Source organism: Hyunsoonleella ulvae (genome assembly GCF_016827605.1).
Classification (GTDB): Bacteria; Bacteroidota; Bacteroidia; order Flavobacteriales; family Flavobacteriaceae; genus Jejuia; species Jejuia ulvae.
Genome location: NZ_JAEPJQ010000001.1, coordinates 537,392 through 550,475, shown reverse-complemented (window position 1 = coordinate 550,475; position 13,084 = coordinate 537,392). Strand labels below are relative to the sequence as shown.

Annotated in this window: 17 protein-coding genes and 1 riboswitch; of the genes, 14 read left to right on the top strand and 3 right to left on the bottom strand. The window is 33.9% G+C overall.

Annotation, left to right across the window (positions count from 1 at the left end):
• Nucleotides 1-2: 2 nt before the first annotated feature.
• The 9 genes from arfB (at nt 3) to moeB (ending at nt 7,898) form a co-directional block, all read left to right on the top strand.
• Nucleotides 3-410: an alternative ribosome rescue aminoacyl-tRNA hydrolase ArfB gene (gene arfB / locus JS605_RS02585; RefSeq protein WP_203256116.1), complete on the top strand. Its 408-nt coding sequence runs from the start codon at nt 3-5 to the stop codon at nt 408-410.
• A 60-nt stretch (nt 411-470) separates the two neighbouring features.
• Nucleotides 471-576: riboswitch (TPP riboswitch) on the top strand.
• 72 nt (nt 577-648) lie between these two features.
• Complete coding sequence (gene thiS, locus JS605_RS02580) at nt 649-852, top strand: sulfur carrier protein ThiS (RefSeq protein ID WP_203256115.1); 204 nt, start codon at nt 649-651, stop codon at nt 850-852.
• Nucleotides 853-928: 76 nt separating this feature from the next.
• On the top strand, nt 929-2,791 hold the full coding sequence (thiC, locus tag JS605_RS02575; RefSeq protein ID WP_203256114.1) for a phosphomethylpyrimidine synthase ThiC: 1,863 nt from the start codon (nt 929-931) through the stop codon (nt 2,789-2,791).
• A gap of 75 nt (nt 2,792-2,866) precedes the next feature.
• Complete coding sequence (locus tag JS605_RS02570; RefSeq protein ID WP_203256113.1) at nt 2,867-3,490, top strand: thiamine phosphate synthase; 624 nt, start codon at nt 2,867-2,869, stop codon at nt 3,488-3,490.
• Between the two features lie 23 nt (nt 3,491-3,513).
• Nucleotides 3,514-4,278 (top strand): hydroxymethylpyrimidine/phosphomethylpyrimidine kinase, encoded by a 765-nt coding sequence (locus tag JS605_RS02565; RefSeq protein ID WP_203256112.1) that lies wholly within the window; start codon nt 3,514-3,516, stop codon nt 4,276-4,278.
• A gap of 6 nt (nt 4,279-4,284) precedes the next feature.
• A complete protein-coding gene (gene thiE / locus JS605_RS02560) occupies nt 4,285-4,932 on the top strand; it encodes a thiamine phosphate synthase (RefSeq protein WP_203256111.1) in 648 nt (215 codons plus the stop codon).
• A 4-nt stretch (nt 4,933-4,936) separates the two neighbouring features.
• On the top strand, nt 4,937-5,707 hold the full coding sequence (locus JS605_RS02555; protein ID WP_130937313.1) for a thiazole synthase: 771 nt from the start codon (nt 4,937-4,939) through the stop codon (nt 5,705-5,707).
• 1 nt (nt 5,708) lies between these two features.
• Nucleotides 5,709-6,821: a 2-iminoacetate synthase ThiH gene (thiH, locus tag JS605_RS02550; protein ID WP_203256110.1), complete on the top strand. Its 1,113-nt coding sequence runs from the start codon at nt 5,709-5,711 to the stop codon at nt 6,819-6,821.
• A gap of 24 nt (nt 6,822-6,845) precedes the next feature.
• Nucleotides 6,846-7,898, top strand: a complete 1,053-nt coding sequence (moeB, locus tag JS605_RS02545; RefSeq protein ID WP_203256109.1) for a molybdopterin-synthase adenylyltransferase MoeB — start codon at nt 6,846-6,848, stop codon at nt 7,896-7,898.
• A gap of 9 nt (nt 7,899-7,907) precedes the next feature.
• Here the strand turns inward: moeB and JS605_RS02540 are convergent, their stop codons facing one another.
• Nucleotides 7,908-8,336: a Rieske (2Fe-2S) protein gene (locus tag JS605_RS02540; protein WP_203256108.1), complete on the bottom strand. Its 429-nt coding sequence runs from the start codon at nt 8,334-8,336 to the stop codon at nt 7,908-7,910.
• Nucleotides 8,337-8,507: 171 nt separating this feature from the next.
• On the opposite strand from JS605_RS02540, the gene greA reads away from it, so the two are divergent.
• Together greA and JS605_RS02530 are read left to right on the top strand one after the other, a co-directional pair.
• Nucleotides 8,508-8,981: a transcription elongation factor GreA gene (gene greA, locus JS605_RS02535; RefSeq protein WP_203256107.1), complete on the top strand. Its 474-nt coding sequence runs from the start codon at nt 8,508-8,510 to the stop codon at nt 8,979-8,981.
• Between the two features lie 12 nt (nt 8,982-8,993).
• Entirely contained in the window at nt 8,994-9,383 is a 390-nt protein-coding gene (locus JS605_RS02530; protein WP_203256106.1) for an HIT family protein, read from the top strand.
• A 5-nt stretch (nt 9,384-9,388) separates the two neighbouring features.
• Here the strand turns inward: JS605_RS02530 and JS605_RS02525 are convergent, their stop codons facing one another.
• Together JS605_RS02525 and JS605_RS02520 are read right to left on the bottom strand one after the other, a co-directional pair.
• Entirely contained in the window at nt 9,389-9,742 is a 354-nt protein-coding gene (locus tag JS605_RS02525) for a hypothetical protein (protein ID WP_203256105.1), read from the bottom strand.
• On the bottom strand, nt 9,739-10,893 hold the full coding sequence (locus JS605_RS02520; protein WP_203256104.1) for a sensor histidine kinase: 1,155 nt from the start codon (nt 10,891-10,893) through the stop codon (nt 9,739-9,741). Before JS605_RS02520 ends, JS605_RS02525 begins: the two co-directional genes overlap by 4 nt.
• Nucleotides 10,894-11,014: 121 nt before the next feature.
• Here JS605_RS02520 and JS605_RS02515 point away from each other — a divergent pair, with 121 nt between their 5' ends.
• The 3 genes from JS605_RS02515 to aat all read left to right on the top strand — a co-directional run bounded on the left by JS605_RS02515 (nt 11,015) and on the right by aat (nt 13,073).
• Nucleotides 11,015-11,881: a flavin reductase family protein gene (locus JS605_RS02515; RefSeq protein WP_203256103.1), complete on the top strand. Its 867-nt coding sequence runs from the start codon at nt 11,015-11,017 to the stop codon at nt 11,879-11,881.
• A 29-nt stretch (nt 11,882-11,910) separates the two neighbouring features.
• Nucleotides 11,911-12,288 carry a DUF3127 domain-containing protein gene (locus JS605_RS02510; protein WP_203256102.1) on the top strand — a complete coding sequence of 126 codons (378 nt, stop codon included), beginning with the start codon at nt 11,911-11,913 and terminating at the stop codon, nt 12,286-12,288.
• Between the two features lie 155 nt (nt 12,289-12,443).
• Complete coding sequence (aat, locus tag JS605_RS02505; RefSeq protein WP_203256101.1) at nt 12,444-13,073, top strand: leucyl/phenylalanyl-tRNA--protein transferase; 630 nt, start codon at nt 12,444-12,446, stop codon at nt 13,071-13,073.
• Nucleotides 13,074-13,084 lie beyond the last annotated feature (11 nt).

Here is a 13,084-nt window from a genome sequence, read left to right as displayed (position 1 = left end):
CAATGTTCGACGAAGATAATTTACTAAAAGAACTAAAATTTAAAGCAGTAAGAAGTTCTGGAGCTGGAGGTCAGCATGTAAATAAGGTATCTTCGAAAGTAGAATTAAGCTTTGATGTTTTAGCTTCTGTAGCATTGGACGATATTCAGAAAAATACCATTACTGAAAAACTTAAGAATAGATTAACCAAAGGAAGTATTTTAATACTACAATGTGATGACTCTCGTAGTCAACATAAAAATAAAGAAATAGTAATTGGTCGTTTTTTAGAGCTAATAAAAATCGCTTTAAAAGAAGAGAAAGAACGTGTTCCTACAAAAATTCCAAAATCTGTTATTAAAAAGCGTTTAAAAAACAAGCGTTACAATTCTGAAAAAAAGGCCAATAGAAAGAAACCAGATATCGATTAGCAAACTGTTAATTAAAAATAATACATAGGTCACTTTTTTATTTTTAACTATCTTTGTGCTATACAACTTTAGGGGTGTTAATTTGTTGAATAACAATGTTAACTGAGAGTTACCCTTTGAACCTGATTAAGTTAGAGCTTACGTAGGGAAAAGTAGTTATTATTAGAAGTAATATAGGTTTTAAAAACTTTCTTCAACACAATAATCCTAAGGTTGTCATTTTAAGAATTTAAGCGGAATGATAACAATTAGCGTTAACAATCAAACAAAACAAATTTCTTCTTCTACATCTTTAGCTCAATTGCTAATGGATTTAAAGCAACCTAATCAAGGTATTGCAATAGCGATTAATCAATCAATAGTTTCAAAAGACAATTGGGCTCAAGAAGTTTTGAATGAAGGAGATGATGTGTTAATCATTCAGGCTACCCAAGGAGGATAAAAAACAGAACTTTTGGTTATCCATTAGTGAAATATATAATACCAGTTTAAACGCCTAAGGCAAAACCCAATAAAGAATGAAAAAAAAGGATACTGCACCAAACCAGGGAATGATTACTAGAAAACCCTTCCCTAATTCAAAGAAAATTTATGTAAAAGGAGAAATTCATCCACATATTAATGTCGCTATGCGAGAAATTGAATTAAGCGATACTAAAGATTCGATGACAGGTAAATTAACGCCTAACGAGCCAGTAACCGTTTATGATACTTCAGGACCTTACACAGACCCAAATAAAGAGATAAACGTACACAATGGTATTGAACGTATTCGAGAAAATTGGATTAAAGATAGAGGCGATGTTGAGCAGTTAGATCAATTTTCATCAGAATATTGTAATGAGCGCTTAAACAACAATAGCTTAGACCACTTGCGTTTTGAGCATCTAAAAAAACCGTTACGTGCCAAAAAAGGACAAAACGTAACGCAATTGCATTACGCAAAACAAGGTGTTATCACTCCAGAAATGGAATACATTGCAATCCGTGAAAATCAAAAAATTGATGAAATGACTGAGTTGGCTAAACAACACGCAGGAGAAGATTTTGGAGCATCAATTCCTAAAAAGATAACTCCAGAATTTGTACGTTCAGAAGTAGCCAGAGGTCGTGCTGTTATTCCAAATAACATTAACCACCCAGAAAGTGAACCTATGATTTTAGGTAGAAACTTTTTGGTTAAAATTAATGCTAATATTGGTAATTCAGCTACAACATCATCCATAGAAGAAGAAGTAGAAAAGGCAGTTTGGGCTTGCAGATGGGGAGCAGATACCATTATGGATTTATCTACAGGAAAAAACATTCACGAAACCCGTGAATGGATTATTAGAAACTCTCCAGTACCAATTGGAACCGTACCAATTTATCAAGCATTAGAAAAAGTAAATGGTATTGCAGAAGATTTAACTTGGGAGGTTTTTAAAGATACTTTAATAGAACAAGCAGAGCAAGGTGTAGATTATTTTACAATTCATGCTGGTGTGTTATTACGTTACGTGCCAATGACGGCTAAACGTGTAACAGGTATCGTATCACGTGGAGGTTCTATTATGGCAAAATGGTGTTTAGCACACCATAAAGAAAACTTCTTATACACACATTTTGAAGAAATTTGCGAAATCTTAAAACAATATGATGTTGCCTTTTCTTTAGGAGATGGTCTACGTCCAGGTTCTATTGCAGATGCGAATGATGAAGCTCAATTTGCAGAATTAGAAACCTTAGGAGAGCTTACAACATTAGCTCGTAAACACGACGTACAGTGTTTTATTGAAGGGCCAGGTCACGTGCCAATGCATATGATAAAAGAAAATATGGACAAGCAATTAGAAGCTTGTGATGAAGCACCATTCTACACTCTAGGACCACTAACAACAGATATTGCACCAGGTTACGATCATATTACATCTGGTATTGGAGCTGCTATGATTGCTTGGTATGGTTGTGCTGTATTGTGTTATGTAACACCAAAAGAACACTTAGGTTTACCAAATAGAGATGATGTTCGAGAAGGTGTGGTAACCTACAAATTAGCAGCACACGCAGCAGATTTAGCAAAAGGACATCCTGGGGCACAACACAGGGATAATGCGTTAAGTAAAGCACGTTTTGAATTCCGTTGGGAAGACCAATTTAATCTTGGTTTAGACCCAGAAAAAGCGCGTGAGTTTCATGATGAAACCTTACCAGCAGAAGGCGCAAAAATTGCACATTTCTGTTCTATGTGTGGACCAAAATTCTGTTCTATGAAAATTTCTCAAGAAGTGCGTGATTTTGCTGCAGAGAATGAAATTGACGAGAACAACGAAGTTTTCCAAAAAGGAATGGCTGAAAAATCAGAAGAGTTTAAAGAAAAAGGTTCTGAGATTTACTTATAATCAATTTACAATTGGCAATGTATTCTTGCAATTTTTGTGAGATACATTGCTAATTGACTATTTGTTAGTTGAAGCATGGTTGTACTTATAGCTCCAGAACATGATGTTATTAATGAAATTGAAATACTTCATCAATTGTTTGAAGAAGGATTGCAATATTATCATTTAAGAAAGCCAAACAAAGATTATAGTGAGCATACTAAATACTTAAATCAAATAGACGAGAAACATCATGATAAAATCGTAACACATTATTATCATGAATTACTAAATGAATTTAATTTAAAAGGCATTCATTTTCAGGAAGCAAAAAGACGAAGTATTTTTAGTAAAAATTCAGTACAAAGTAAAGCGTTTGTTTTGCAACAATATGCAAAAAAACTCGATACCAACTACTCAATATTAACAAATAAGAGTATAAGTTCCTCTTTTCATGAAACAGAAGACATAGAAAGTTGCCCAATTCATTTTGATTACCATTTGTTGAGTCCGGTATTTTCATCCATATCAAAAAAAGGATATGAAGGCAGAGGATTTGATGTCAATCATATTAATAAAACCATTGTAGGCATGGGAGGTGTTACTACCAAAAACCTAGATGAGTTTACAAAGTTAGGCTTTAAAGGTGTTGGTGTTTTAGGAGGCATTTGGAACAGTGAACATCCTGTTTCAGACTTTAAATTGATGAATATCATTTAAGATTTAAGCAAATCAAAAAATAGTTGAAAACACAACAATACATACTAACCATTGCAGGTCATGACCCATCAGGAGGAGCAGGACTAACTTCAGATATCAAAACATTTGAAGCACATGGTTTGTATGGATTATCGGTTTGTACGGCTATTACCATTCAAAATGATGTTGACTTTAAAGATTGTGTTTGGGTTGAAACAGATACTATTGTTTCTCAAATAGAAACATTATTTGAACGTTTTGAAATTTCAGTAGTTAAAATAGGTATTGTAAAAAGTTGGAATGTATTGTTAGCAATATTGAATACACTTCATCAATTAAACGCAAACATAAAAATAGTGTTAGATCCAGTAATTAAAGCTACAGCAGGTTTTGATTTTCATACCACCGAAAATCAAGATGTGTTAGACCAAATTTTTGAGAAGTGTTTCGTCATTACACCCAATTATGATGAAATTAAGCAACTTTATCCAGCAAAAAATTTAGAAGACACTATTGCACATATTTCAGAAAAAACCAATATCTATTTAAAAGGCGGACATAGAAACGACAAAAAAGGATGGGATGTGTTATACTACAATACCATTGTACAAACCAATATAGCACCTAAAGCAAAAAGCGTGTTCGAAAAACATGGTAGTGGTTGTGTGCTGTCATCATCTTTAGCAAGTAACATCGCTTTAGAAATGCAGTTAGAAGATGCAGCTAGAGCAGCCAAATATTATACAGAGCAATTTTTAAATTCAAATAAAACGCTATTGGGTTATCATCAGCCAATAGCTAAAAGCTAAAAGCCAATGGCTATTAACAAACTACACTACATATCACAAGGCGCAAACGCTAAGGCGCATATAGAAAATATTCAAAAAGCATGTCAACATGGAGCAGAATTGGTGCAATTGCGATTAAAAAATATTTCAGAAAAAAAAGTATTAAAAGCCGCTGAAGAAGTTAGAGAAATAACGAGCTATTACCAAACAAGGTTAATTATTAATGATCATTATAAGATTGCAAAAAAGGTAAATGCAGATGGAGTGCATTTAGGAAAAACAGATACCTGCCCAACAGTTGCAAAAAAGGAATTGAAAAGCTGGCAAATTATAGGAGGCACAGCAAATACCCTTGAAGATTGCAAAACACTTATTGAAAAGCAAGTAAATTATATTGGTTTAGGACCATTTAGATTTACAAGTACAAAAGACAATTTAAGTCCTATTTTAGGCAATGAGGGATATCAATCCATAATAGAAGAATTAAAGACGGAAACGCCTGTAATAGCCATTGGAGGCATTACAATAGAAGACGTTACTGAGTTGCTAACCACAGGAATTCACGGCATTGCAATTTCAGGAGAAATAACCAAAGACTTTACTAAAATTAAAGCATTCCATACACTCTTAAATACCGGAAGTGTTATGGAACAGCGTTATAGTTTTAAAAAATAAAAAAATGAGCGATACATTAAAAATAGCCAATAAAGAATTTAACTCGAGACTATTTACGGGAACAGGTAAATTTAGTTCTAATGCACTCATGGCTGATGCCATTTTAGCTTCAGAAAGTGAGCTAGTAACAGTGGCTTTAAAACGAGTTGATGTAGAAGATGAGCAAGACAAAATGTTGCAAAGTATCAATCAACCACATGTAAATTTGTTACCTAACACCTCTGGAGTAAGAGATGCTAAAGAAGCTGTTTTTGCAGCACAATTAGCACGTGAAGCTTTAGAAACCAACTGGATTAAATTGGAAATTCATCCAGACCCAAAATATTTATTGCCAGACCCAATTGAAACCTTAAAAGCAGCAGAAGAACTGGTAAAATTAGGTTTTGTTGTAATGCCATACATTCATGCAGACCCAGTATTGTGTAAACGTTTAGAAGAAGTAGGAACGCAATGTGTAATGCCTTTAGGAGCACCAATTGGAACAAATAAAGGGTTGAAAACCGATGATTTCTTAGAAATAATAATAGAACAAAGTAACGTACCTGTAGTGGTAGATGCAGGTATTGGAGCACCATCTCATGCCGCTTATGCTATGGAATTGGGTGCAGATGCCGTTTTGGTAAATACAGCAATTGCTGTGTCACAAAATCCAGTTGAAATGGCAAAAGCATTTAAAATGTCGGTGCAAGCGGGTAGAATGGCATACAATGCAAAATTAGCAAGTGTAAAACAACATGCAGAAGCAAGTAGCCCACTAACTAGTTTTTTAAATTAAAATGAATAGTACATTTCAAGACATATTCGATACTTATAGCTGGGATGAAACTTTGGCCAGTATTAATGCCAAAACAGGCCAAGACGTAACGTTTGCATTACAAAAATCAAAAAGAGATTTAGAAGATTTTAAAGCATTACTATCTCCTGCAGCTACCCCTTTTTTAGAGCAAATGGCCATTCAGAGTAAAGCCATTACCAAGAAACGATTTGGCAATACCATTCAAATGTACATCCCTATGTATTTGTCTAACGAATGCCAAAACATTTGTACCTATTGTGGGTTTAGCATGACCAATAAAATTCCAAGAAGAACTCTAACAGATGCTGAAATTATTAAAGAAGTTGAGTTTATAAAACAAAAAGGCTATGACCATATTTTACTGGTAACAGGAGAAGCCAATAAAACAGTAGGTGTGCCTTATATTAAACATGCTATAGCACTTATTAATGATAAATTTTCTAACATTACTATAGAAGTACAGCCATTACATCAAGACGAATATGAAGATTTGATAGAAGCTGGCTTGTACGCAGTTTTGGTTTACCAAGAAACCTACCATAGAGCCGAATATAAAAAACATCATCCCAAAGGAAAAAAATCTAATTTTAACTTCCGTTTAGATACACCAGATAGATTAGGAAAAGCAGGCATCCATAAAATTGGTTTAGGTGCTTTGTTTGGTTTAGAAGATTGGAGAGCAGATAGTTTTTTTACAGCTTTACACTTAAAATATTTACAGAAAACCTACTGGAAAACTAAATACTCTATTTCATTTCCAAGATTACGACCACATAGTGGAGGTTTAGAACCTAAAGTTGAAATGACCGATAGAGATTTAGTGCAGACTATCTGTGCATTTCGATTGTTAGATGAAGACGTAGAATTGTCATTATCTACCAGAGAAAGTGAAACCTTTAGAAACAACATCGTTAATTTAGGAATTACTTCTATAAGTGCAGAATCTAAAACCAATCCAGGAGGTTATACTGTAGATCCACAAACTTTAGAGCAGTTTGAAATTTCAGATGAAAGACCAACAGAAGACATTGCCAGTATGTTGGTAAAACAAGGTTTAGAACCTGTTTGGAAAGATTGGGAAGCATTTAACTAATCAGATATCTTTAGTTCAAAAACAATGTTAAGTCAAAACGAAAAAAAAATCTATAGCCGTCATTTACTATTAAATGAAATTGGTTTAGAAGGACAAGAAAAGCTAAAACAAGCCAAAGTATTGGTAGTTGGTGCTGGCGGATTAGGTTGCCCAATTCTTCAATACTTAACAGCAGCAGGTGTGGGTACTATAGGAATTGTAGATGGAGATACCGTTGATATGTCTAACCTACAACGTCAAATTTTATATACAGTTGATGATGTAGAAAAACCAAAAGCAAAATGTGCAGCCATTAGGTTAAAACAACTAAATCCTTATGTGGAATTTAATGTACATCAAGAGTTTTTAAGTACTACAAATGCCTTAGTATTATTTGAAAATTATGATATTATTGTTGATGGTTCCGATAATTTTCAAACCAGATATTTGTGCAATGATGCTGCAGTAATAACCAATAAGCCACTAGTTTTTGGTTCAATTTTTAAGTTTGAAGGGCAAGTAACCGTATTCAATTATAACAACGGACCAACCTATAGATGTTTGTATCCAACACCTCCTTCACATGGGTCTGTGCCTTCGTGTTCAGAGATTGGCGTTTTAGGTGTGCTACCAGGTATTGTAGGTAACTATCAAGCCAACGAAACACTGAAGATAATTTTAGGATTAGGAGAAATACTTTCTGGAAAACTATTGACGTTTAATGCGCTTACAATGCAACAAATGCAATTTAAGTTTGGTAAAAACGAAAGCTTAAACATTACAAATTTAGAATCGAATTACGATGTCTTTTGTGGCATTCCTCAAATAGAAAAAGAAATTACGCTAGAAGATTTAGATGCTAATAAAGACATATACAATTTGTTAGATGTAAGAGAAGCTTGGGAAAGAGAACAACACCATATTGGAGGGCAACACATACCTTTAGGCGAATTGGCTATTAGGTATAAAGAAATTGATACAACTAAGCCATTGGTAGTCTACTGCAAATCTGGAATTAGAAGTGCAAGAGCCATAACTTTTTTAGAAAACAATTTAGAGAATGTTTCTTTTGTAAATCTAAAAGGTGGTATTGATTAGGTTGATAGTTTAGTTAAATATTACCAAAATATTACCATTTAATTCCGTACGATACCGCCTAAGGGAGCATCTTAAATTGCCGTTATTAACGGGTTCCCCTGTAAATAAATTATATTCATTTTTATCGTCGCAACTGGTTACACCATTGAGACCCTCAATAGTTAAAATAGAACAGGCTTCAAATATGCGATTAGGATCTGCGGCATCAAAAGCGGCAAAACCACTACCTGTGTTTGTTACTATGATGCCTCCATTGCCAATATTTGGAATATAGGTAGGGTTGCTTGGAAATTGCAACTGACTATATACAGGAAAGTTTAAATTAATAGACTCGTTTACTGTGACATCTAATAGAAACTGGCAGTTTTGGTCGTTTACTGAATTACTGCTACAGTTGGTAAATACAAGTAAACTTATAAAGGCAATGAGGATTCTCATAAAATCTTGAAAATTAGACCGCAATTTACAATAAAATACAAACGCACTTAAATATTTTGTATATTTGCTTTACAATCTCGTGAAAGCGGGATTTTTTCTTTTGTCCCGAACTTGTTTCGGGATCTTTTTTAGCTATAACGAAAGAAATTATTAATTATTTAATATGAAGTTATGAGTAAAGTATCTTACTATACACCTGAGGGATTAAAAAAATTGCGAGACGAGTTACAACAACTAAAGGATGTTGAGCGCGTAAAGGCATCAAAAGCGATTGCCGAGGCAAGAGATAAAGGCGATTTAAGTGAGAATGCTGAGTATGATGCTGCAAAAGAAGCTCAAGGTATGTTGGAGATGCGTATTTCTAAATTGGAAGAAGCTTTGGCAGGCGCCCGTGTGATTGATGAATCCCAATTGGATACTTCTAAAGCCTTGGTACTATCTAAAGTGAAAATAAAAAATCAAACTAATGGTATGGAAATGACCTATACTTTAGTTGCTGATGGAGAAGCAGATTTGGCTTCGGGTAAAATTTCTGTAAATTCTCCTATAGGTAAAGGGCTTCTCGGAAAATCTGTCGGGGAGGTAGCTGAAATTCAAGTACCTAATGGTGTAATGAAATTTGATATCATTGAAATATCTAGGTAATTGTAATTATTAATGGCTTCAATTTTCACTAAAATAGTTAACGGAGAAATTCCTTGTTATAAGGTAGCTGAAACTGATGAGTTTTTTGCATTTTTGGATATAAACCCAAATACAGAAGGCCATACCTTGTGTATACCCAAAAAAGAAGTTGATAAATTGTTTGATTTAGATGAGGCTACTTACAATGGATTGATGCATTTTTCTAGAAAGGTCGCAATAGCGATTGAGAAAACAATACCTTGCAATAGAGTAGGGATCTCAGTTATAGGTCTGGAGGTACCACATGCGCATGTGCATTTAATTCCGTTACATTCCATGGACGATGCCCGTTTTATTAAAAAAGTGAAAATGGGTCCTGAAAATTTTGAAAAAACAGCAGCAGCCATTGCTAAGAATTTTTAGGATAATTACTTTGAGTTAAATAGCGCTAAAGCTATTAATGCAATAGCGATTAATGTTCCTATAATAAATACTGCCCAGAATATTTTTTTAAATTTTTTTGATGTTGGTTTAGATGTTAATGCTTTTTTATGGTATTCAAAAACACGTTCTATATCATCCGTCCAACGCTCTGGGTAAATACTGCTGTTGCAGGAGTTACAATATATTTCATGACTTATGCTATTAGTGATAGCTTTATAGAATGAAGTTTCAATGCATTTTTGTTTAAATGTAAGTTGCAACCCATCTTTACTAAAGCATTCAGGACAATTATTTTTTAAAGCAGCAGTATGTATTGTAATTAGGTTTTCGGTTCTCATTGATGCGCTCTGTTTAAACTTATTTGTATAGTAGAACCTTTGCCTAGGGTAGATTCTAGTACTTTTATTTTGCCATTATGAAAATCTTCAACAATACGTTTTGTAAGCGATAAACCTAGACCCCAACCTCGCTTTTTGGTAGTATAGCCAGGTTCAAAAATTGTATTAAAATTCTTTTTAGGGATACCTTTACCTGTATCACTTACATTTATTTTTACATGGTGTTCTAGTTGTGTAATTTCAATGGTAATTTTACCTCTGCCTTTCATAGCGTCAATGCCATTTTTAACTAAGTTTTCAATAGTCCACCCATATAGTTGTTTGTTTATTTTTACTAGGATATTGTCGTCAGGAGTAATAATATTAAATTCCACTAAATCTGAAGAACGTCGTTTTAAATATTCGTAGGCTTGTTTAGTCTCTTCAACAATATCAGTTGTTTCTAATGTTGGTAACGATCCTATTTTGCTAAAACGTTCTGTAATAGTTTGTAACCTGTCTATATCTTTTTCAATTTCAGTAATATATTCAGGGTTAACGTTTTCGGTTTTTAATAACTCAGTCCACCCAATTAAAGAGGATAGCGGTGTGCCAATTTGGTGTGCGGTTTCTTTTGCCATACCACTCCATAATTTATTTTGACTAGCATTTTTATTGCTCTTATAAAAAAAGTAGATCACACCTGCGAAAAGAAAAATAATCAATAATAAAGCCAGAGGGTAGTATTTCAATTTGTTTAGTAAAGGGGAATTACCATAATAAATAGTTTGCAGTACTTTTCCATTTATAATCACATTAATTGGAGCGTTTTCCTGTTTAAAACGATTTACAATCTTCTCAACATATTTAGGGTCGTTTATTTTATTATCGTTTAAATTGGAATGATTATCAATACTACCATCTGTATTTATAACAATCATAGGTGTAGTATTGTTACTTTGTAGGATTTTAAGGGTAAGGTTTAAGTTGGTATTTTTGTCAGACTTTATAAGTTCATCTTGAGCAAACGACCAGTTTTCCATCTTTACCCGTTCTTCTTCCTTAAAGTTCTGAAAAAACACATAAGTATTCCACAAAATCAAGATTACGATAATGAACGAAAGCGCTATCATTATCCAGCGAAAAGAGTTGGAGTATTTAGTGAAAATCATTCAAAAATTATTTAACCTGTAATATAATGTAAATCTGTTAATATTATTGTTCAACTTGTTAGTAAATCGGTTTTTAGATAAGTGTAAGAATGGTTACATTTGTTCAAATTGAAAAAAATAAATGGCATCGTATACTCCAAATGCTTTAACAACCAGTAAATTACATGGTCTTTTGTTGAGCGCTATAGCCCCAAGACCAATTGCTTTTGCCAGTACTATTGATGCTGATGGAAACCCAAACGTATCGCCATTTAGTTTTTTTAATGTGTTTAGTGCCAATCCACCAGTGTTAATTTTTTCTCCTGCCAGGCGTGTAAGGGATAACACTGTGAAACACACCTTGAATAATGTTGAAGCTATTAAAGAGGTAGTTATAAATGTGATTAATTATGATTTGGTGTATCAAATGTCTCTAGCAAGTGCAGAGTACGCTCAAGATGTTAATGAGTTTGAAAAGGCGGGTTTAACAATGTTGGCATCTGATGTTGTAAAACCATTTCGTGTTGCGGAATCTCCCATTCAGTTTGAATGTAAGGTTAACGAAGTTGTAGCATTAGGTACCGAAGGAGGTGCCGGAAATCTAGTGATTTGTGAAGTGCTTAAATTTCATATAGATGATGAGTTTTTAAATGAAGATGGTACCATCGATCAGAAAAAGTTGGATTTAGTGGCACGAGCTGGAGGTAGTTTTTATACAAGAGCTAATAAAGGTTTTTTTGAAATACCCAAACCTTTAGCTAAAGGTGTAGGGGTTGATAGTTTTCCAGATCATGTGAAAAACAGTATGATTTTAACGGGAAACGATTTAGGGATGTTAGGTAACGTAGAAGCATTACCGAGTGAAACTGAAGTTGCCAGTTTTATAAGTGATATAGGGGAGCGTTATCCTAAAATAAAAGAAGCTAACCACAGAGAGAAGCATAAACTAGCACATAAGTATTTAAGTTTTGGAGATGTGCAAAGTGCATGGAAAGTATTATTAAGTTAGAAATCAAATTAAAATAAATTATAGAATACATGGAAGTTCAAGGAAGCATTAAAATGATTGGGGAAACCCAAACTTTTGGGAGCAACGGATTTAGAAAAAGAGAGGTTGTTGTAACTACAGAAGAGCAATATCCGCAGCATATATTGGTTGAGTTTGTACAAGATAAGACTGATTTGCTAAATAATTATCAAGTAGGTCAACAAGTAAAAATCAATATTAATCTTCGTGGTAGAGAATGGGTAAACCCTCAAGGAGAGACTAAATATTTTAACTCTGTACAGGGATGGAGAATTGAAGCATTACAACCCGTAGCAACAGGAGAAAACATGCCTCCAGTGCCTCCAGCGGATGCTTTCGAACCTGCTGGCGATTTAAAAGAAGAAGATCACGACGATTTACCATTCTAAGTCAAAGATTTTTTTCCTTTCAATTAGATTTTACCCTAAGCGCAGTTGAAAGGTTACAAAATAAACCTCAATGTTTTTAAAAGGCATTGAGGTTTCTTATTTTTATAGAAAATTGCATTTGTCTTTAATTAGACCAAGAAAAATTAAATTCTAAAGTGAAGTTCTTAACTGACGAGTTATGGTTTCCTGATATCTCAGAGGCCACCGAGGAGGGTATTTTGGCTATTGGCGGTGATTTGTCTGTGGCGCGCTTGCTACTGGCTTACCGCTCTGGTATTTTCCCTTGGTTTGAAAGTGATGAGCCCATTTTATGGTGGAGTCCAGACCCGCGTTTTGTATTGTTTCCTAAAAAGCTTAAGATTTCTAAGAGTATGCGGCAAGTGTTACGTAACAAAAGTTATTCTGTTACAATTAATAAGGCATTTGTTGATGTAATTAAAGCGTGTGCTGAGACAAAACGTAGTGGACAACAGGGCACTTGGATTACAAATACCATGATTGAAGCTTTTACTGAAATGCATGAATTAGGTTATGCAAAATCTATTGAGGTATGGAATAACAATGCACTTGTTGGTGGATTATATGGAATAGATTTAGGCAATGGGATTTTTACAGGAGAGAGTATGTTTTCTAGAGAAAGTAATGCGAGTAAAGTGGGGTTTATTACATTTATTCAAAATACCAATTACAAACTTATAGATTGTCAAGTGTTTACCAATCATTTGGCTAGTTTAGGTGCTGAAGATATGTCTAGAGATGACTTTTTAAAATTGTTAAAAGGTTAGGTTGCTTTGTT

Bases quoted from the DNA above. Each gene is read 5' to 3' on its own strand.
- arfB (WP_203256116.1), top strand. From the start codon at position 3: ATGTTCGACGAAGATAATTTACTAAAAGAACTAAAATTTAAAGCAGTA.
- thiS (WP_203256115.1), top strand. From the start codon at position 649: ATGATAACAATTAGCGTTAACAATCAAACAAAACAAATTTCTTCTTCT.
- thiC (WP_203256114.1), top strand. From the start codon at position 929: ATGAAAAAAAAGGATACTGCACCAAACCAGGGAATGATTACTAGAAAA.
- JS605_RS02570 (WP_203256113.1), top strand. From the start codon at position 2,867: ATGGTTGTACTTATAGCTCCAGAACATGATGTTATTAATGAAATTGAA.
- thiE (WP_203256111.1), top strand. From the start codon at position 4,285: ATGGCTATTAACAAACTACACTACATATCACAAGGCGCAAACGCTAAG.
- JS605_RS02555 (WP_130937313.1), top strand. From the start codon at position 4,937: ATGAGCGATACATTAAAAATAGCCAATAAAGAATTTAACTCGAGACTA.
- thiH (WP_203256110.1), top strand. From the start codon at position 5,709: ATGAATAGTACATTTCAAGACATATTCGATACTTATAGCTGGGATGAA.
- moeB (WP_203256109.1), top strand. From the start codon at position 6,846: ATGTTAAGTCAAAACGAAAAAAAAATCTATAGCCGTCATTTACTATTA.
- JS605_RS02540 (WP_203256108.1), bottom strand. From the start codon at position 8,336: ATGAGAATCCTCATTGCCTTTATAAGTTTACTTGTATTTACCAACTGT.
- greA (WP_203256107.1), top strand. From the start codon at position 8,508: ATGAGTAAAGTATCTTACTATACACCTGAGGGATTAAAAAAATTGCGA.
- JS605_RS02530 (WP_203256106.1), top strand. From the start codon at position 8,994: ATGGCTTCAATTTTCACTAAAATAGTTAACGGAGAAATTCCTTGTTAT.
- JS605_RS02525 (WP_203256105.1), bottom strand. From the start codon at position 9,742: ATGAGAACCGAAAACCTAATTACAATACATACTGCTGCTTTAAAAAAT.
- JS605_RS02520 (WP_203256104.1), bottom strand. From the start codon at position 10,893: ATGATTTTCACTAAATACTCCAACTCTTTTCGCTGGATAATGATAGCG.
- JS605_RS02515 (WP_203256103.1), top strand. From the start codon at position 11,015: ATGGCATCGTATACTCCAAATGCTTTAACAACCAGTAAATTACATGGT.
- JS605_RS02510 (WP_203256102.1), top strand. From the start codon at position 11,911: ATGGAAGTTCAAGGAAGCATTAAAATGATTGGGGAAACCCAAACTTTT.